At 71.6% G+C, this 17,895-nt stretch carries 19 protein-coding genes; 8 read left to right on the forward strand and 11 right to left on the reverse strand.

Annotated features, from left to right (window positions below; all coding sequences use genetic code 11):
• Positions 1–6 precede the first annotated feature (6 nt).
• The 4 genes from ABZW11_RS26930 to ABZW11_RS26945 all read left to right on the forward strand — a co-directional run bounded on the left by ABZW11_RS26930 (position 7) and on the right by ABZW11_RS26945 (position 3,465).
• On the forward strand, positions 7–597 hold the full coding sequence (locus ABZW11_RS26930; protein WP_355422436.1) for a methyltransferase: 591 nt from the start codon (positions 7–9) through the stop codon (positions 595–597).
• Positions 594–1,133, forward strand: coding sequence for a TrmH family RNA methyltransferase (locus ABZW11_RS26935; protein ID WP_345403695.1), 540 nt, complete (start codon positions 594–596; stop codon positions 1,131–1,133). Before ABZW11_RS26930 ends, ABZW11_RS26935 begins: the two co-directional genes overlap by 4 nt.
• A 39-nt stretch (positions 1,134–1,172) precedes the next feature.
• Positions 1,173–1,967, forward strand: coding sequence for a glycerophosphodiester phosphodiesterase family protein (locus tag ABZW11_RS26940; protein ID WP_355422617.1), 795 nt, complete (start codon positions 1,173–1,175; stop codon positions 1,965–1,967).
• A gap of 64 nt (positions 1,968–2,031) precedes the next feature.
• Complete coding sequence (locus ABZW11_RS26945) at positions 2,032–3,465, forward strand: MFS transporter (RefSeq protein ID WP_355422439.1); 1,434 nt, start codon at positions 2,032–2,034, stop codon at positions 3,463–3,465.
• Between the two features lie 7 nt (positions 3,466–3,472).
• Here the strand turns inward: ABZW11_RS26945 and ABZW11_RS26950 are convergent, their stop codons facing one another.
• Entirely contained in the window at positions 3,473–3,859 is a 387-nt protein-coding gene (locus ABZW11_RS26950; RefSeq protein ID WP_355422441.1) for a hypothetical protein, read from the reverse strand.
• 72 nt (positions 3,860–3,931) lie between these two features.
• On the opposite strand from ABZW11_RS26950, the gene ABZW11_RS26955 reads away from it, so the two are divergent.
• Positions 3,932–4,393, forward strand: coding sequence for a MarR family transcriptional regulator (locus tag ABZW11_RS26955; protein WP_355422444.1), 462 nt, complete (start codon positions 3,932–3,934; stop codon positions 4,391–4,393).
• A gap of 2 nt (positions 4,394–4,395) precedes the next feature.
• On the opposite strand, the gene ABZW11_RS26960 is transcribed toward ABZW11_RS26955, so the two are convergent.
• The 6 genes from ABZW11_RS26960 to ABZW11_RS26985 form a co-directional block, all read right to left on the reverse strand.
• On the reverse strand, positions 4,396–5,604 hold the full coding sequence (locus ABZW11_RS26960; RefSeq protein ID WP_355422447.1) for an MFS transporter: 1,209 nt from the start codon (positions 5,602–5,604) through the stop codon (positions 4,396–4,398).
• A 102-nt stretch (positions 5,605–5,706) separates the two neighbouring features.
• On the reverse strand, positions 5,707–6,111 hold the full coding sequence (locus tag ABZW11_RS26965) for a hypothetical protein (protein WP_355422450.1): 405 nt from the start codon (positions 6,109–6,111) through the stop codon (positions 5,707–5,709).
• A 143-nt stretch (positions 6,112–6,254) separates the two neighbouring features.
• Entirely contained in the window at positions 6,255–7,151 is an 897-nt protein-coding gene (locus tag ABZW11_RS26970; protein WP_355422453.1) for a universal stress protein, read from the reverse strand.
• A gap of 66 nt (positions 7,152–7,217) precedes the next feature.
• Positions 7,218–7,649, reverse strand: a complete 432-nt coding sequence (locus ABZW11_RS26975) for a hypothetical protein (RefSeq protein ID WP_355422456.1) — start codon at positions 7,647–7,649, stop codon at positions 7,218–7,220.
• A 754-nt stretch (positions 7,650–8,403) separates the two neighbouring features.
• Positions 8,404–8,610, reverse strand: coding sequence for a cold-shock protein (locus tag ABZW11_RS26980; protein ID WP_355422459.1), 207 nt, complete (start codon positions 8,608–8,610; stop codon positions 8,404–8,406).
• 205 nt (positions 8,611–8,815) lie between these two features.
• Entirely contained in the window at positions 8,816–9,058 is a 243-nt protein-coding gene (locus ABZW11_RS26985) for a hypothetical protein (RefSeq protein ID WP_355422462.1), read from the reverse strand.
• A gap of 186 nt (positions 9,059–9,244) precedes the next feature.
• On the opposite strand from ABZW11_RS26985, the gene ABZW11_RS26990 reads away from it, so the two are divergent.
• The gene (locus tag ABZW11_RS26990) at positions 9,245–9,748 is read left to right on the forward strand and encodes a DinB family protein (protein WP_355422465.1); all 504 of its coding nucleotides are present in this window, start codon (positions 9,245–9,247) and stop codon (positions 9,746–9,748) included.
• 250 nt (positions 9,749–9,998) lie between these two features.
• On the forward strand, positions 9,999–10,343 hold the full coding sequence (locus ABZW11_RS26995) for an RNA polymerase-binding protein RbpA (protein ID WP_345403653.1): 345 nt from the start codon (positions 9,999–10,001) through the stop codon (positions 10,341–10,343).
• Between the two features lie 57 nt (positions 10,344–10,400).
• On the opposite strand, the gene ABZW11_RS27000 is transcribed toward ABZW11_RS26995, so the two are convergent.
• The 4 genes from ABZW11_RS27000 to ABZW11_RS27015 form a co-directional block, all read right to left on the reverse strand.
• A complete protein-coding gene (locus ABZW11_RS27000; RefSeq protein WP_355422468.1) occupies positions 10,401–10,952 on the reverse strand; it encodes an FxsA family protein in 552 nt (183 codons plus the stop codon).
• A 213-nt stretch (positions 10,953–11,165) separates the two neighbouring features.
• Positions 11,166–11,918, reverse strand: a complete 753-nt coding sequence (locus ABZW11_RS27005) for a polyprenol monophosphomannose synthase (RefSeq protein WP_355422471.1) — start codon at positions 11,916–11,918, stop codon at positions 11,166–11,168.
• Positions 11,915–13,654 (reverse strand): apolipoprotein N-acyltransferase, encoded by a 1,740-nt coding sequence (gene lnt, locus ABZW11_RS27010; protein WP_355422474.1) that lies wholly within the window; start codon positions 13,652–13,654, stop codon positions 11,915–11,917. Before lnt ends, ABZW11_RS27005 begins: the two co-directional genes overlap by 4 nt.
• A 521-nt stretch (positions 13,655–14,175) precedes the next feature.
• Complete coding sequence (locus ABZW11_RS27015; protein ID WP_355422477.1) at positions 14,176–16,368, reverse strand: ATP-binding domain-containing protein; 2,193 nt, start codon at positions 16,366–16,368, stop codon at positions 14,176–14,178.
• A gap of 313 nt (positions 16,369–16,681) precedes the next feature.
• Here ABZW11_RS27015 and ABZW11_RS27020 point away from each other — a divergent pair, with 313 nt between their 5' ends.
• On the forward strand, positions 16,682–17,890 hold the full coding sequence (locus tag ABZW11_RS27020; RefSeq protein ID WP_355422480.1) for an ROK family transcriptional regulator: 1,209 nt from the start codon (positions 16,682–16,684) through the stop codon (positions 17,888–17,890).
• Positions 17,891–17,895: the final 5 nt, after the last annotated feature.

Consider the following 17,895-nt stretch of genomic DNA (forward strand, 5'->3'; position numbering starts at 1 on the left):
TCCGACGTGGCCCACTACTTCTCCGAGCAGCCGAAGACCGCGAGCAGGCCGGGGTCGGTCGATCTCGTCCTGCCCGACCTGCATCTGCGGCTGGAGACCGACCGCGGCGTGTTCTCCCCCGAGCGGGTCGACGTCGGCACGCGGGTGCTGCTGGAGAGCGTCCCGCCGCCGCCCCAGGAGGGCGACCTGCTCGACCTGGGCTGCGGCTACGGGCCCGTCGCGCTGACCATGGCGGCGCGGGCGCCGGGCGCCACCGTGTGGGCGATCGACGTCAACCGCCGCAGCCTCGAGCTGACCGGGCGCAACGCCGAGGCCGCGAAGCTCGGCAACGTCCGCACCGCGCACATCGACGACGTGCCCGGCGGCGTGACGTTCAGGGCCATCTGGTCCAACCCTGCGATCCGCATCGGCAAGCAGGCGCTGCACGACATGCTCACCAGGTGGCTGACCCGGCTGACGCCCGACGGCGAGGCCTACCTGGTCGTCCAGAAACACCTCGGCTCCGACTCCCTGCAGCGCTGGCTCGGCGAGCAGGGCTGGCAGGCCTCACGCGAGGCCAGCAGGGCCGCCTACCGCATCCTGAAGGTGACCCGTTGAGAAGACAGCTGCGCCCCACCGACGTCAAGCGGCTCAACCGCACCTGGCGCAGAAACACCGGCAACCGGCTCGGCCTCATCATCGAGTCGGTCACCGGGCCGTTCAACGTCGGCTCGATCTTCCGCAGCGCCGCCGCGTTCGGCGTGGAGGAGATCTGGCTGGCCGGCAACGCCACCCCGCCCACCAACCCCAAGGCGGGCAAGACCGCGCTCGGCACCGAGCGCCTGGTCACCTGGCACGAGGCGATCCCGGCCACCGAGGCGGTCAAGGCGGCCAGGGACGAGGGCTACACCGTGCTGGCCATCGAGCTGACCGCCGAGTCGGTGCCGCTGCACCGCGCCGACCTGGCCCGCGACGTGTGCCTGGTGGTCGGCAGCGAGGACCACGGCTGCTCCCCCGCCCTGCTCGACGCGGTCGACGGCGCCTGCTACATCCCGCAGGTCGGCCGGGTCGGCTCGTTCAACGTGGCGGTGGCGGCGGCCATCGCGCTCGCCGAGGCCCGCCGGCAGGAGTGGCAGAATCTCCCCGATTCGTAACCGAACCGTTCACCACGGAAGGGCATACTTCTGCACGTGCTGAGCCGCCGATTCGCCTTCCTCGACCACCCGGGCCCGCTGGCCTTCGCCCATCGCGGCGGTGCGGCGGAGGGCGCCGAGAACTCCGTCGCCGCCTTCGAGCGCGCGATCGGGCTCGGCTACACCTACCTCGAGACGGACGCGCACGCCACGTCCGACGGCGTGCTGCTGGCCTTCCACGACCACACCCTCGACCGGGTGACCGACCAGCGTGGCCGCATCTCCGAGCTGCCCTACCGGGCGGTCAAGCGGGCCCGCATCAACGGCGTGCACGAGATCCCGCTCCTGGAGGACCTGCTCGGCACCTGGCCCGAGCACCGCTTCAACATCGACGTCAAGGAGTGGGCGGCCATCGGCCCGCTGGCCGAGGCGGTCAGGCGCACGAACGCCTACGACCGCGTCTGCCTGACCTCGTTCAACGACGAGCGGCTGCTGGCGGCCAGGCGGGCGCTGCGCGGGGAGGTGTGCTCGGCGCTCGGCCCGCGCGGCGTCGCCGCGCTGCGCGCCGCCGCCGCCACCTCGGGCTACGGCCGCATGCTGGCCCGCCTGTCGCGCGCCGGTGTCCCCTGCGCGCAGGTGCCGGTGGGCTTTCGCGGGCTGCGGGTCACCACCCGCCGCCTGGTCCGTACGGCCCACGCCATCGGCATGCAGGTGCACGTGTGGACGATCAACGAGACCACCCGCATGGAGCAGCTGCTCGATCTCGGCGTCGACGGCATCATGACCGACAACGTCACGGGCCTGCGCGACGTGCTCGACCGCCGCGGGCTCTGGCACTCCGGCCTGGCCGCCTGAGGCCCGCTCACCGGCACGACATCCCCCACACGCCCGGCCCCCCGCAGAGGAGCTACCCGACACCATGCCCGCATCCGCACCCCCCGCGGCCCTCGACGACTCCCCCGCAGCGCGCCGGCGCGAGCAACGCGGCTGGTACTTCTACGACTGGGCCAACTCCGCCTTCTACACCACCGTCATCTCGGTCTTCCTCGGCCCCTACCTGATCCCGGTCGCCAAGACCGCGGCCTGCGCCAAGGACTTCCCGTCGATCGCCTCCAGCACGTGCGTGTCGACGTTCGACGAGCTGGCCGCCGCCCACCCGGGGCTCGGCTACGTGGACGTGCTCGGCGCCGACATCAGGCCCGCCGCGTTCTTCGGCCTGATCACCACGGTCGCGGTGCTGCTGCAGATCGTGTTCCTGCCCATCGTGGGGGCGCTGGCCGACCACACCGGGCGCAAGCGCGAGATGCTCGGCCTGTTCGCTTACGCGGGCGCGCTGGCCGCGATGGGGCTGTTCTTCGTCGAGGGCGACCGCTACATGCTGGGCGGCGTGCTGTTCATCGCGGCCAACCTGGCCTACGGCTCCTCGATCGTGGTCTACGACTCGTTCCTGCCGCAGATCTCCACCGCCGAGGAACGCGACGCGGTCTCCTCGCGCGGCTGGGCCATCGGCTACCTCGGCGGCGGCCTGCTGCTGGCGCTCAACCTGGTCCTCTACCTCCAGCACGAGAGCCTCGGCCTGACCGAGGGCATGGCGGTGCGGATCTGCATGATGTCGGCGGGCCTGTGGTGGGCGACGTTCACGATCATCCCGCTGCTGCGGCTGCGCAACCGGCCGGTGCCCGCGCACGAGACGACCGCGCTGCGCTCGGTCGGCGGCAGCTTCCGCCAGCTCGGCCGCACCCTCTCCGGCCTCCGGCAGTATCCGCTGACGCTGCTGTTCCTGGTGGCGTACCTGGTCTACAACGACGGCGTGCAGACGGTCATCGGCAACAGCGCGGCGTTCGCCTCAGAGGCGCTGAAGCTGCCGCAGACCGTGCAGATCACCGCGATCCTGATGGTGCAGTTCGTGGCGTTCTTCGGGGCGCTGCTGCTGGGCCGGCTGGCGCGCAGCTACGGCACCAAGCGGACGGTGCTGGCGAGCCTGGTGCTGTGGACGGCGATCGTGTCGATGGCCATGTTCGTGGCCGAGGGGCAGGCGCTGCAGTTCTACCTGATGGCGTTCGCGATCGCGATCGTGCTGGGCGGCACGCAGGCGCTGTCGCGCTCGCTGTTCTCGCTGGTGATCCCGAAGGGGCGGGAGGCCGAGTACTTCAGCCTGCTGCAGATCAGCGACAAGGGGTCGGCGTTCATCGGGGCGCTGACGGTCACCATCGCGCTGCAGCTCACCAACAGCTACCGGATCGCGATCATGTCGATGATCGTCTTCTTCGTGATCGGCTTCGTGCTGCTCGCCCTGACGAACCTGCCCAAGGCCATCCGCGCCGCGGGCAACGAGGTCCCGGACGGCGTCTGACCGGTGTCTACGACGTGATCACCACGCCGCCGAGGCCGCTGCGTCCTGTCGGCATGCTCACCAGGTCCACGGCCACCCTCGGGCGGACGCGCTCGCCGACCACGCCGGCGATCGCGTCCGTCACGCCGGAGATCAGGCGGGCCACGATCTGGTCGCTGTCGGGACGGGTGAAGGCGATGTCCTTGACGCCGAACGTCACGCTCGGCGCCGGATCCTCGGCCTGCTTGCCGCCGATGCCCCAGCGCCCCGCCGGGACGCCGACGAGCCGGACCTCCGCGATCTCGCGCGCCCACTCCCCGTAGACGGCGACGACGGCGTCGGTGAGTGCCGCGATCAGCTCGCTCTCGCGGCCGGCGAGATCGCTTTCGAGGGCATGAACGGTCAGGTGCGGCATGACGCTCCCCGTTACACTTGTTTTTGAGAACAAAGTACCTTTGGTTGCAAAGCTAATTGGCAGGCCCGACGCATGTCAACACCCGAACCCGCCGACGATGCCGTCCGCGCGCTGATGCTCGTGATGCCCCGGCTGATCGGCCGGGCCAAGCGCACGCCGCCGCCCGAGGAGCTGCGCTCGCTCGACCTCGCGCCACGGCACCTGTCGCTGCTGTCGATGCTCCTGCTCGACGGCCCGCTGACCGTCTCCCAGCTCGCCGAGAAGCTGGGCGTCGCGCCGACCACGGTGAGCCTCATCGTGAGCGAGCTGAGCCGTAAGGGGGTGCTGGAGCGGCGCGAGGACGACGCCGACCGACGCCGCCGCATCATCGACATCAGCCAGGCGAGCCGCCCGGCCATCTCGCAGTGGCTGTCCCCGGGCGCGCGGGCCTGGCGCCGCGCGCTGGCCCCGCTGACGGACGAGCAGCGCCGGGTGTTCGTCGACACCCTGCTGGCGTACGAGTCCGCCGTCACGGACATCCAGCGCGAGGCGTAGTCTCAGGCGGTGCGGTTCACCAGGGTGCGGGACAGGGCGATCGTGATCACGCCGGCCAGCACCACCGAGAGCAGCCCCACGCGCAGGCCGGCCAGGTCGGCGACGGCTCCGACGAGGAGCGGTGAGACGAGGAAGCCGCCGCGCAGCAGCCAGCTCACGACGGTCAGTCCGGTGCCGTGCGGCAGCCCGGGCAGTTCGTCGGCGGTGTGCATGGCGGCCGGCACGAGGGTGGCGACGCCCAGCCCGGCCAGCGCGAAGCCGGCCAGCGCCGCCGGCACCGCCGGCACCGCCAGCGCGGCGCCCATCCCGGCCGCGGCCAGCAGGCCCCCGGCCCGTGCGACCGTCCGCTGCCCGAAGCGGTCCACGGCGCGGTCTCCGGTGAGCCGCCCTGCGGTCATGGCGGCCTGGAAGACGACGACGGCCAGGCCCGCGGTGGCGGCGTCCGCGCCCACGTCGCCGCTGAGGAACAACGCACCCCAGGACGCGCCGGCGTCCTCGACGAGCGCACCGCAGGCGGCCACAACGCCGAGCAGAATGACCGTCCGCATGGCCGGCCCGGCCGGCGCGCGCCACCGCTCATGAGCCGTGCTGTCAGGCGACCGCCCGCGCGGGGGCGCTGCCGCCGCCACCCGTTCGGTGTCGTCGGGGCCTGGGAGCAGGAAGCGGTAGGCGGTCAGGGCGACGGCGCTGAACAGGGCGCCGGAGATCGTCAGGTGCACCGCGAGCGGCAGGTGCAGGCCGGCTGCGGCCGAGCCCATCAGGCCGCCCAGCACGGCGCCGACGCTCCACACGCCGTGCAGCGAGTTCACGATGGAACGCCGGTAGATGCGCTGCACGCGCAGTCCGTGGGCGTTCTGGGCGACGTCCACGACCGCGTCGAGCGCCCCCAGGACGAACAGCACTCCCCAGAAGGCCACCCAGTTGGGGACGAACGGGACGGCCACCGTCACGACCGTCATGAGCACGATCCCGAACGCCGCCACCCGCGACGAGCGGAACCGCCGCACGGCCGCCCCGGCGAGCAGCCCGGCCAGCAACGCCCCGATCGGCATGCCGGCCACCGCACCGCCGAAGACCGCGTTGCCGACGTCCAGCTCGGCCTTGATCTGCGGATAGCGCGGGACGACGTTGAAGAACACGGCGCCGTTCGTGAGGAACAGCGCCGCGACGGCGGCGCGGGCACGTCGGGCCTGGAGGTCGGGCGCGGGCATCGGCCTTCCGTTCACATGACTCGTGGCGCGGTGCGGCTCCATGGAGCCCGGGCGGGGACGCGCTCCGCGCCTGGCGCCCCCGCCCGGAGTTCGTTCAGCCGATCAGCCGCAGTGCTCCCACCCGCTGAGGTAGGACTGGCTGCCGTACGAGCCGCCCCACATGATGCAGCTGCCCGCGGCGCCCGTCGCCTTGGCCGGTCCCGCGTAGTACTTGAAGTTGCCTTCGTCCACGTCGAAGTACATGTGGTCGTGGCGAACGCGCGCCTCAACCCAGGTGCTGTTGCCCCTGGCGCCCGTCTTCCAGGTCACCACGCAGTTGGTGGAGCCGTTGTAGAGGAGGTAGACGACGGCACTGGACCCGAGGGCATGGCTGTCGATCACGTGGTAGCTGCCGCCGCCGCAGGCCGCGATCGGCGTGTCCGCCGCCATGGCGGGGCCGCTGGTGGCGATCGTCCCGGCGAGTGCGGCCGCCAGGCCGAATGCCACGGCTGCGGTCTTCTTGAGCATGCCCAACGAGTGTCCCTTCACATAAGAGATCAACACGATGTCAGATAGGACGCAACTAAGACCCGTGAAGTTGCGTGATACACGTCACCTTTGGGGAAATAGGTATCAAATCCACTCATTGGGACACTATCGTCCCGCCCGGCTCAGTTCGGCGGCGGCGTCACGGCGACCGGGCAGCGCACTTCGGCCAGCGCCGCCTGGACTACGGGCCCGACCAGCACGCCCGCCTGCCTGTGACTGCGGCCCACGACGAGCAGCGTCGCGCCCTTGGCCGACTCCACGACCATCCTGGGCGGCCGCTCGGCCTCGAAGGTGGCCGTCACGGGCACGTCCGGCCCGCAGCCGGCCAGGCGGCCTACGACGTCCCTGAAGCCCGACTCCGCCTCGGCCCGCATCCGCGCGTTGTCCACGAACGGCTCCTCGTGCCCCTGCCACACGCACGGGTCCCACCAGCCGCACACCGCCTCCACGACCCCGTCCCGCAGCGCCGCCTCGCGCACCGCGAACCCGAACGCCGCCAGGCTGGCCGGCGACCCGTCCACCCCCACCACGATCCGCCCACCACCAGCCTCCTCATCGGGGCGGGTGCCGGGCGGGTCATCGGTATGGTCATCGGGGCGGACGACGATGACGGGCGTGGGGCTGTGCGCGGGCACCTGGACGGCCGCCGAACCCACCCTGAGATCCTCGAACCCGCCCACCCCGCGCGACCCCAGCACCACCAGCTCCGCCTCCGCCGCGGCCTCCAGCAGCACCGCGGACGCGGGCCGCTTGACCAGCAGCGGCCGGACGTCCGGCGCCCCGCCCAGCGCCCGCGCCCGCCGTACGCCGTCCTCCACGACCCCGGCGGCGACCCGCTCGACCTCGGCGAGCAACGCCCGGCTGACCGCACGCAGCGGATACGGCCAGTTCCAGGCATGACACACCACCACGGCCAGCCCGCGCAGCCGCGCCTCCTCCACCGCCCACCGCAGCGCCTGCTCGCTCCCCGGCGACTCGTCGTAGCCCACCAGGACGAACCCCATGCCAGGTTTCCGCACGGCGTCCCTCCCCATGAGGTGTCCGGCCCTCAACGGGTGCGCTTCCCCGGCGACCGGCCACGACTCTCACACCATGAGAGTTTGACCCGCTGTTGGCCCGCTTCCTCCGGCCGTCCTGTGCACCGCACGCATCTCCGTCACCACGAACGCGTCCACGACATGCCTGTTGGCCAGCAGGAACCCGACGAGCCCGGCCACGGCCTGCGCGGCGGTGGCGGCCCGTACCTGCCCGCTGAGCAGGTAGACCAGCGGCGTGGACGGCTGATCAAGCGCGAACCGTCCACCGTGCCGCCGCACGTCCTTCAGTGCCGCGATCGGCATGGGCCGCTCCGAGGTGAACCACACCGCCAGCTCCCAGACCGGCGCCGCGGACCCGGCCTCGGAACTGTCGTCGTAGCACGTGACACACCCCTGGGCGGCGGACTTGCCATGCGGGCACACCCATTGGGCAGCGGCCGCAGCCGGCAACCGCCCCCCGGTCAGCTTCGCCTCACTCACATGCCGGCACGCCGGACGTACGGGCTGGTCGGGCGGACAGGGGGCGGACGGGGAGACGGAACAACAGGCGATGACAGGCACCCCTTCGCTTATGGCAGGAACGAACGATCACCAGGCGCGCTCACCGGAACAGCCGGCCGCGTATGGAACGGCCGATCAGCGGCCGAAGACGCGGAGGCGGGCGGAGGCGGGCGGAGACGCGGCCACGGATCACGCGGATGGTGTGCGGAGTGGCCGGATGGCCGCTGATCCGGACGAACCGTCCGTCGACGACCAGACGCGCCGGCACCTCTTGGAGGAACAGCCGGGCCGGTCGGAGGGAGATGAGGGAGGCGGTCGGTGAGCGGCGGTTCGGCATCGGTGTGCCGCCTGTCTCCGGCGGTCGAAGGCCGGCTGTGGCCGGGGCGACGCCGACGCGGCTGCCGGCATGCGAGATATCCCAGACTCCCCACCCTACGCCGCCCGTCCCCGCCACTCACGGCCCCACACCGTGGAAGAGCCCCGGAGAAGCACCCCTGGAGGCCGCACACGGAGGCAGCCGACGCCAGACAGGAAGAACCGGTGATGGCCGGATCCGCGCCCTGGAAGAAACGCGCCGGGCCCGCATCTTCCGCGCCTTCTTGAATAGGCCGGGCCCGCACCTTCGGCATGAGCACGCGGAGCCCGCAGCCCCGAACAGACCGGCCCCACCAGAAAACAGGCCGGGCCCGCACCCTCGGAAGGGTGCGGGCCCGGCCCGTGGATGTCTGCCGGGTCAGGCGGCGACGATGTTCTCCGCCTGCGGGCCCTTCTGGCCCTGCACGACGTCGAAGGACACCTTCTGGCCCTCGTGCAGCTCACGGTAGCCACCGTTGCTGACGATGTTGGAGTAGTGGGCGAAGACGTCGGCGCCGCCGCCGTCCTGCTCGATGAAGCCGAAGCCCTTTTCGGAGTTGAACCACTTGACGGTTCCGGAAGCCATGTCGATCTCCTTCTGAGATGTGCAGGGACGCGATCCGCACCGCGCGGATCGCCGTGTCGCCGCGATGAAAGCCCATCCGGAGATGACCGGGAAACAAAAACGCGCCTGGCGAAACTCTGCCAGACGCGCACAAAGTCTTTTTATGGGTACAACAACTGCAACATCAGTTACCCTACCACGTCCCCACCCGCGCTCCAAACCCGCGCTATTCCTCCTCGTGGACCGTGACGGCCTGTACGGCGGTCAGCAGGATCGTGTGCACAGGGGATTCGTGCCGGGTGGACGCGGAACCGTGGGCGTATTCGTCGAGCACGACGGTGTTCCGGGACCGATCCAGCTCGACGACCGCCCCCTTGAGCGACTGCCCTCCCGTCAGATGCACGGTCACCCGCTGTGATTTTCCTGTCATGCCGGACAACGTATAAACCCACACGTCCACATCGGCCATCTCTTCCTCCATGCAGACTCCGGACGGTCGCCGGTGAACGTTTCGCGGCTGATATCGGTCGTCACACCGAAAACCAGTCTATCGCCGCGTCTTCGGCCCGGCCCGGTCGCCCGTACCGGCCCCTGCCAGGGACGAACACCGGTAAAGCATTCGACACCGGTGCGGGACGCCAGCATGATGCCGGGCATGAAACGCACCGACACTCCCCCGGCGTGGGACGAGCGCGCCACGCTCACCACGTTCCTCGACTACGTCAGGGCCACCGTGCACGCCAAGTGCGAGGGCCTGGCGGAGGAGGACGCGCGCCGCGCGCCGCTGCCGACGTCGCCGCTGATGACGATGTCCGGCCTGGTGAACCACGTCCGCTGGGTCGAGTATTTCTGGTTCCAGGTGGTGTTCCTCGGCGAGGACGACCAGGGCCCGTGGACCGAGGAGGACCCCGACCGCGAGATGCGCATCGCCGTGGAGACGCCGATCGCGCAGCTGCTCGCGGAGTACGAGGCGCAGTGCGCCCGCTACCGCGAGCTGGTCACCGCCCACGACCTGGACGACCGGGCCAAGTGGGCCGGCCGCGGCAAGGACCACGTGACGCTGCGGTGGGTGCTGATGCATCTCATCGAGGAGACCGCCCGGCACAACGGGCACCTCGACATGGTGCGCGAGATGGTCGACGGAGTGACCGGCGTCTGACCGTCACGGAGCGTTCCTGACCCGGATGAGCGGCTTCGTACAGACTCAAAATCCGGAAATATGCCCCCCGCGCCGCGCACGCCCCGGCATTCCCCCAGGCTACGGGCCTGATCCGCGATCACGCGAAGAACCGAGGCCCCAAGCGCGATTGGATCACCCCGCGGGTGGGAATCCCATCACGGTACCAAGCGTTAGACACCGTGGGAGACAGACCCCCCACGCAAGGGGGCCCTGTAGGAGGCATTTAAACATGGGCGAGCGCGCGCTTCGTGGCACCCGGCTCGGGGCAACCAGCTACGAGAACGACCGTAACACGGATCTGGCCCCGCGCCAGGAGGTGTCGTACACCTGTCCGAAGGGCCATCGCTTCGAGGTTCCGCTTGCCGCCGAGGCCGAGATTCCCGCGAGCTGGGAGTGCCGCATGTGCGGCGCGACCGCGCTGCGGGTGGACGGCGAGCAGCCGGAGTCGAAGAAGACCAAGCCCCCGCGGACACACTGGGACATGCTCTTGGAGCGACGGTCCATAGAAGATCTCGAGGAGGTGCTCAACGAGCGGCTCGCCGTCCTGCGGGCTCAGCGTCGTAAGAGCGCCTGACTTCCTCTCACGGTGAAAACCCCCGGGCTCACGCCCGGGGGTTTCTCTGTGCGTGCTTCAGGAGTCGCGGTCCTCGCGGATGACCTCGCCGTGCACCACCCGGCCGCCCTGCGGCGCGCCCGGGTCACGGCCCTCGTTGCGGCCCTCGCCGCGGGCGTCGTAGCGCGGGTCGTAGTGGGCCGCGTCGGGGCCGGGGAAGCCGCCGGGCGGGAAGAGGTTCGCGTACGGGGACGACTGCGCCAAGCGCTTGATCCGGCGCTCGAAGAACCACGCCCCGAGGCGGCGCATCATCGGCCGGGTCACCGGGATCAGGCACAGCAGCCCGAACACGTCGAGGAAGAACCCGGGCGCCAGCAGCAGCGTGCCGCCGACCAGGATGATGCCGCCGTCGGCCAGCTCGCGGTCGGGCATGCGCCCGCTCTGCATGGCCTCCTGCAGCGCCCGCCACGCCCGCCGGCCCTCGCGGCGCACCAGCCACGCGCCCAGCAGGCTGTCGGCGATGAGCAGGGCGATCGTAGCCGGCCCGCCGATCACCTGACCGACCTGGATCAGCAGCCAGATCTCCAGGATGGGGATGACCAGGAAGGCCAGGAATAGCAGCAGCCGCATCGTTTCAACCCTCGATTCCGCACACGCGTCACTGCACTGGACAACGCCCGGCGCCCTCGAAGCGTTCCGCCGGCCGCCCGCCTCCGTCCCTCATGGGCCGGGCCGCACGCCGCCGCCCCCTACGCCCGGGCCGGGCGCCACCGATCGCGCGCCACCGTCCCTCAAACGCCGGGCCGCACGCCGCCGTCCTCGGCGCCCTCCTCGGCGCCCGCGCTAGTCGCGGGCGCCGCCGCCCTTGAGGCGCTTCGGGAGCCCGGTGACGCCCCACATGCCGATCCGCCACAGCGCCTCGGACATGACCTTGCCGCTCATCTTGCTTTTGCCGACCGTCCGCTCCACGAACGTGATCGGCACCTCCACCACCCGCAGCCCGTGGCGGGACGTGCGCAGCGTGAGGTCCACCTGGAAGCAGTAGCCCTGCGACTCGACGCCGGCGAAGCCCACCTTCTCCAGCGTGGCCGCGCGGTAGGCGCGAAAGCCCGCGGTCGCGTCGCGGACCGGCAGGCCGAGCATCACCCGCGTGTAGATGTTGGCGCCCTTGGACAGCAGCTCGCGCCGCTGCGGCCAGTTGACGACCTTGCCGCCGGGCACGTAGCGGGAGCCGATGGCGAGGTCGGCGCCCTCGGCCAGCGCCTCGAGCAGCTTCGGCAGTTCCTCCGGCTGGTGCGAGCCGTCGGCGTCCATCTCGACCAGGACGTCGAAGCCCTCGTCGAGCCCCCAGCGGAACCCGGCGATGTAGGCGGCGCCCAGCCCCTGCTTGCCCGGCCGGTGCAGCACGTGCACCTGATCGTCGTCGGCGGCGAGGGTGTCGGCCACCTCGCCGGTGCCGTCGGGGCTGTTGTCGTCGGCGACCAGCACATGGGCCTCGGGCACGGCCGCGCGTACGCGCTGGACGATCGCCGGCAGGTTGTCGCGCTCGTTGTACGTCGGCACGACGACGAGCACCCGGCCGAGACTCTCCATCATCCGTCGTTCCTCATCCGATCGCCTCGCCGCCTGCCACGCCACGCGGCGAACCCGGCCGCCGCCGCTCCCATCACCATCAATGCCCATTCAGGAAGAGCGCCCACCTTTGTGGCGATTGTCTCCTGCGTGCGTACGGGCACCTTGACCACGTTCATGTCAGCGACAAGCTCGCGGGTCTGCCAGGAGACCTTACCCTCAGGCGTCACGTAGGCGGAGATCCCGGTCGTGGCGGCGGTGACCACGGCCCTGTTGTGCTCGACCGCGCGCAGCTTCGACATGGCGAGCTGCTGGGACGGCAGGTTGGACAGGGCGTAGCTGGCGTTGTTGGTCTGCACGACGAGCGGGGTGCCGCCGGCGCGCACGGTGCCGCGCACGGTGTCGTCGTAGGCGACCTCGTAGCAGTTGACGGCGCCGATGGTGACCGGCCCCATCTTCAGGTCGCCCGGCTTGGTGCCGGCGATGGACTGGCGGCCGACGAGGCCGGCCCGCTCCCACAGCGCCAGCACGATCTCCTTGAACGGGGTGTACTCCCCGAACGGCACCAGGTGCTGCTTGTCGTAGTGGGCGCCGGGGCCGGTGACCGGGTCCCAGACGAGGCTGCGGGTGGCGCGGTTCGCCTCGCCGATGGCCACGACCGCGCCGACCAGGGTGGGCACGCCGACGTCCTGCACGGAGTCGTGGATGATCTGGCGGGCGTACGGGTCGCGGTAGGGGTCGATGTCGGTGGAGTTCTCCGGCAGGACCACGATGTCGGGCTTGGGCAGCTTGCCGTCGCGTACGGCCTGGGCCAGGCGCTTGGTCTCGTTGGCGTGGTTGCGCAGCACGACGGCGGGCTCGTCGCCGAGCGCGTACATGCCGCGGCCGGGGACGTTGCCCTGCACGACGCCGACGTTGATCGAGCGGCCCTCGTCACCGAACCTCGGCACCGCGAGCCCCAGCACGGGCACGGCCACCGCCAGCCCGACCGGCACGGCCCTGGCCACCGCCCTCGCGGGCCGGTTGAGCACCGCGTACGCCAGCAGCGCGCCGCACACCGTGACCGCGAACGACACCAGCGGCGCGCCACCGAGCGCGGCGTACGGCGTGAACGGCGACTCGCCCTGGCTGAAGGCCGCCCGCGCCCACGGGAACCCGCCGATGGGCACCAGGCCGCGCGCCCACTCCATGAGCACCCACAGGCCGCCGAACCACAGCGGCCAGGCGCGCAGCCGGAACACCAGCGCCGCCAGCGCGGCCATGGCGGCGTAGAAGAAGCTCTCGGTGGCGACCAGCATGATCCACACGTCGTCGCCGATCGTGCGCACCCAGGCGACGGTGGGCAGCAGGAACACCGCCGCCGCGAGGTAGCCGATCCAGGCGGCGCGGCGGGGGCGGGTGCCGTGGATGGAGGCGGCGATCAGGCCGATGCCGAGCGGCGCGCACAACCACCAGTCGAGCGGCGGGAACGCCAGGAACAGCGCGAACCCACCGGCCCCGGCCGCCACGATCCGCGCGGCCAGCACCCGCCGGCTCTCCCCCCGCACCGGCACGCCCGGCCCGGACGGAGACTCGCCGGACGCCGCGGGCTGCGGCTCGGGCTGCGGCTCGGGCTGCGGCTCAGCGGGCATTGCGGCGGTGGCGGGCTCCCCGGCCGTCGCGGAGGCGGAGGCGGTGCCGTCGGTGGCCGTGCCGTCGGTGGGCGTGCCGGTAGAGACCCGCCCGGACGCGGGCGGGGGATTCGTTCGGTCCTGAACCACTCCGGGGTCTCCTCGCCACCTCGCAAACGCCTGCTTGCGAAAACGCTACCGCCCTCGGGCCGCACTCAGGTCGGCACACCCCGCAGAAGATCGAAGAAGGGGAAAGACGGCAGGGCGGTCCCGCGGCGATGAAGGCGGGACCACCCGGCGCGTCGGCGGTCCTGGAGCACGGGAACGGGAAGAGGGCCCGGAAACCCTTCGGACCGGACCCGTCTCGTCGGCGGCGAGCGCGGAATTCCGTTGTCTACTGGGCTCCCGGACCCGTCCCGGGTCCAACCCCCCGCCCGGTTGGGGTGCCCCGACTCGACGGACCGACGGCCCTGCACCTGGCTGTGTGGACGGAGTCGCGCTCCGTCACGGACGCAGGATCCGGCGATGTCAGAGACGGCCAACCGGCCAAGTCCCGTGCTGGACTGCGCAGCAAACTACCGACTCCACCTCAGATGTCAACCGTGTCCCGATCAGCAGAAACATCAAGTTTTCGCAGCTAGGACATGTTTGACCGGTGGCTTCAAAGCAGGTCAAAGGCCATTAGCGGGCTCCGGCGAGCGGCTTGGCAAGTCCCGCAACGCGGGCGACAGCGGGCGCTCGTGGACGACCCCGAGCCGTTGCGTCGCACGCGTGAGAGCAACATACAGGTCGCTCGGCCCGCGTGGCGACTGGGCGGCGATGAGGTCGGGTTCGGCGACGATGACGGAGTCGAACTCGAGCCCCTTCGCGTCGGTCACTCCCATGACGGCCACGGGCGCGTCGAGCGCCTCGGTACCCCTGCCCCGCCCGGCGCCCGGCGTGACGACGGCGGCGCCTGACACGGCGGCGGCGAGCCGGGCGCCGAGCTCGGGCACCAGGTCGTCGGGCGCGACCACGGCCACCTTGCCGCCGTCGGCCGCCTCGGCGGCGACCAGCTCGGGCAGCGCGGCGAGCGGCGCCGACCAGGGCCGGGTGCCGGCCTCGCGGACGGACAGGGGGGCCCGCAGGCCGGGGTCGATGGTGGCCAGGACGCGGGCGGCGACGTCCATCAGCTCGACCGGGGTGCGGTAGTTGACGGTCAGCTGCTCCTGACGCCAGCGCCCGGCGACGTACGGGTCGAGCACCTCGGCCCAGGAGCGGGCCCCCGCCGCCGAGCCGGTCTGGGCGATGTCGCCGACGATGGTCATGGACCGGGTCGGGCAGCGCCGCATGACGGCCCGCCAGGCCATTGGCGACAGCTCCTGCGCCTCGTCCACGATGATGTGCCCGTAGGCCCAGGTGCGGTCGGCGGCGGCGCGCTCGGCGGTGGTGAGGTAGGGGCCGTCGCCGCGCTGGCGCTCGGCGAGCCGTTCGGCCTCCATGACGTCGGACAGGCCCGTGAGCTCCAGCACCTCGCGGGCGTAGGCCAGCTCGGCCTCGCGCTCGTTCTCGGCGGCCCGTCTGGCGGCGGCCAACTCCTCCTCGGCCTGCATGGCGGTGGCGCGCAGCACCTGCTCGTCGATGTCGCCGAGCAGCTCGGCGGCCTCGTCGAGGAGCGGGACGTCGGACTCGGTCCACTCGCCGCCGTCGCGGCGCAGCAGCCGGCGTTCCTCGGGGGTGAGGGCGGAGGCGGCGTGGCCGAGGCGCTCGGCGGAGCCGTACAGGCCGAGCAGGAGGCCCTGGGGCGTCAGGTAGGGCCACAGGCGGTTGAGCGCGGCCTTGACGACCGGCTCGGTGCGCAGGTCCTCGCGCAGGTCGGCCAGCTCGTCGTCGTCGATGAGGCCCTTGCCGATCTTGCGGGCCTGCTGCCTGGCCAGCGCGGTGAGCAGCGAGCGCACGAAGACGGCGCGGGCCTGGTTGTGGGGGCGGCGCGAGCGGCCGGCCTTGTTCTTGGCGTTGTCGAGCATCTGCCGGTCGATGGTGAGCGTGATGCGGCCGACCTGCAGCTCGATCGGCTTGCGCGGGACGCGCTGCCGGTCGCGTACGGCCTTGGCGATCACGTCGGCCATCCGCACGTCGCCCTTGAGCGCGGCCACCTCGGGGCGGTCGCGCTTGGTGGCGGTGACGCCGGGGTAGAGCTCGCCGATCGTGGACAGCAGCACGTCGGTCTCGCCGAGCGAGGGCAGCACCTGCTCGATGTAGCGCAGGAAGGTGAGGTTGGGGCCGAGGATGAGCACGCCGCGCCGCTCGAGGCGCTCGCGGTGGGTGTAGAGCAGGTACGCGGCCCTGTGCAGGGCCACGACGGTCTTGCCGGTGCCCGGTCCGCCCTGCACCACGAGCACCCCGTTGAGGTCGCCGCGGATGACGCGGTCCTGCTCGGACTGGATGGTGGCGACGATGTCGCGCATGCGTCCCGTGCGCCGCTCGTCGAGCGCGGCGAGCAGCGCGGCCTCGCCGTTGAGCGTGGCGCGGTCATCGTCGGTGAGCGCGTCGAGGTCGAGCAGGTCGTCGTCCACGCCGATGACGTCGCGGCCCCTGGTCTGCAGGTGGCGGCGGCGGGTGACGCCCATGGGGGCGGTGGGGGTGGCGCGGTAGAAGGGCTGCGCGACGGGCGCCCGCCAGTCGATGAGCAGGCGGCGCTGGTCGTCGTCGGTCATGCCGATCTTGCCGATGTAGAGGCGGCCTTCGTCGACGTGGTCGAGCCGGCCGAAGGCGAGACCGCGTTCGACCGCCCAGAGCCTGGCGAGGCGCGAGGCGTACATGTCGGCGAACGTGTCGCGCTCCGACCTGTTCTGCATCGTGCCGACGGCTCCTGTGGCCAGCACCTCCTTGAGCTGCCGCTGGGTGCGCTCGCGAAGCGTGTCGAGGCGGTCATAGAGACGGGTGAGGTACGCCTGCTCTTTTGCCAGTTCGGTTTGACGCGTTGCCGCCTGACCGTTAATGTGGTTAATGAGACACTCCGGGCCATTCTGCTTGTTGTTGCGACAAACGCCGACATTAGCACGCCTGCTCTAGCAGTCTCGTCACTTTCCTCCTTTCCTGGTCACGTCTTGGTTTCACCTCTTGACCGTCTTGCCGGGGTCTTCTTATGGTCATCGCGAGTTAGGAAAGTTTCCTAACTCATGCGAAGGAGACACCGTGAGCGGCCCGGTTCCGGGAACACCCAGTCTGCTACGTGCCATCAATGATCGCGCGGCGTTGCAGGCGCTCCTGGAGCGCGGCCCGCTGACCAGGCCCGAGATCGGCGCGCTCACCGGCCTGTCCAAGCCCACGGCCTCCCAGCTCCTGCTCAGGTTGCAGCAGGCGGGGCTGGTCGTGCAGGACGGCGTCAGGGAGGGCCTGCCGGGCCGTACGGCCGAGGTCTACCGGATCAACCCGGAGGCCGCGTACGTGGCCGCTCTCGACGTCACCCCTGCCCGCATCGAGGCGAAGGTGGCCGACATCACCGGCACGGTCGTCGGCGAGCACGTGCTGCCGACCCCGCGCCGGCCGCACGGCGAGCTGGTGGACCGGCTGGCCGCCGCGCTGAGAGGCGCGAACCCGCCGGACAAGCCGCGCAGGGTGGTGAGCAGGGTGGTGATCGGCGTGCAGGCCGCGATCGACCCGGCCACCGGCAGGCTCGGCTACGCCGCCGCCAAGGACGTGCCGGGCTGGCAGCTGCCCGACCTGGTGCCCACGCTCAGCGCCGGGCTCGGCGCGCCGGTGGACGTCGAGAACAACGTCAACCTGGTGGCGGTGGCCGAGCAGGCGCACGGCGCGGCGCGCGGCCAGCGGGACTTCGTGCTGCTGTGGGCCGACGAGGGCATCGGCTCGGCCATCGTGCTGGGCGGGCGCATGCACCGGGGCGCCACCGGCGGCGCGGGCGAGGTGGGCTACATGCCGACCCCCGGCGCGCCGACGGCCCGCGAGGCGGGCCGCTACGCCAATCACGGCTACCAGGCGCTGACCGGCGGCCCTGCCGTGCTCAAGCTGCTGCGCTCGTACGGCGTGCGCGGCTCCGACTTCCGCCAGGCCGTCGCGGGCGCCGTACGCGCGGCGGCCGGCACCGGGAAGAAGGCCGACGACGCCAGGGCCGGGCTGCGCGACGTCGCCGCCCGCCTGGCCGTTGGCCTGGCGGCCATCACCTCGGTCGTCGATCCCGGCCTGATCGTGCTGACCGGCGGCGTGGTGCTGCCGGGCGGCGAGACCCTGCGCGAGCTGGTCGAACACGAGCTGCACGCGCTGACCATCCCCCAGCCCCCCGTCCGCCTGTCGAGCGTCGAGGGCAACCCCGTGCTCGCCGGCGCACTCGACCTCGGCCTCGCCGCCGTCCGCGACGAGGTGTTCCGTTCAACCGTCCCGTCATGATGGAT

The sequence above is a fragment of the Nonomuraea sp. NPDC004580 genome (genome assembly GCF_040609855.1).
GTDB classification, from domain to species: Bacteria; Actinomycetota; Actinomycetes; order Streptosporangiales; family Streptosporangiaceae; genus Nonomuraea; species Nonomuraea salmonea.

Bases quoted from the DNA above. Each gene is read 5' to 3' on its own strand.
- ABZW11_RS26980 (WP_355422459.1), bottom strand. From the start codon at position 8,610: ATGGCTTCCGGAACCGTCAAGTGGTTCAACTCCGAAAAGGGCTTCGGC.
- ABZW11_RS26965 (WP_355422450.1), bottom strand. From the start codon at position 6,111: ATGCTCAAGAAGACCGCAGCCGTGGCATTCGGCCTGGCGGCCGCACTC.
- ABZW11_RS26950 (WP_355422441.1), bottom strand. From the start codon at position 3,859: ATGCCGCACCTGACCGTTCATGCCCTCGAAAGCGATCTCGCCGGCCGC.
- ABZW11_RS26945 (WP_355422439.1), top strand. From the start codon at position 2,032: ATGCCCGCATCCGCACCCCCCGCGGCCCTCGACGACTCCCCCGCAGCG.
- ABZW11_RS27000 (WP_355422468.1), bottom strand. From the start codon at position 10,952: ATGCGGCTGCTGCTATTCCTGGCCTTCCTGGTCATCCCCATCCTGGAG.
- ABZW11_RS26985 (WP_355422462.1), bottom strand. From the start codon at position 9,058: ATGGCCGATGTGGACGTGTGGGTTTATACGTTGTCCGGCATGACAGGA.
- ABZW11_RS27005 (WP_355422471.1), bottom strand. From the start codon at position 11,918: ATGATGGAGAGTCTCGGCCGGGTGCTCGTCGTCGTGCCGACGTACAAC.
- ABZW11_RS26990 (WP_355422465.1), top strand. From the start codon at position 9,245: ATGAAACGCACCGACACTCCCCCGGCGTGGGACGAGCGCGCCACGCTC.
- ABZW11_RS26995 (WP_345403653.1), top strand. From the start codon at position 9,999: ATGGGCGAGCGCGCGCTTCGTGGCACCCGGCTCGGGGCAACCAGCTAC.
- ABZW11_RS26955 (WP_355422444.1), top strand. From the start codon at position 3,932: ATGTCAACACCCGAACCCGCCGACGATGCCGTCCGCGCGCTGATGCTC.
- ABZW11_RS26960 (WP_355422447.1), bottom strand. From the start codon at position 5,604: ATGCCCGCGCCCGACCTCCAGGCCCGACGTGCCCGCGCCGCCGTCGCG.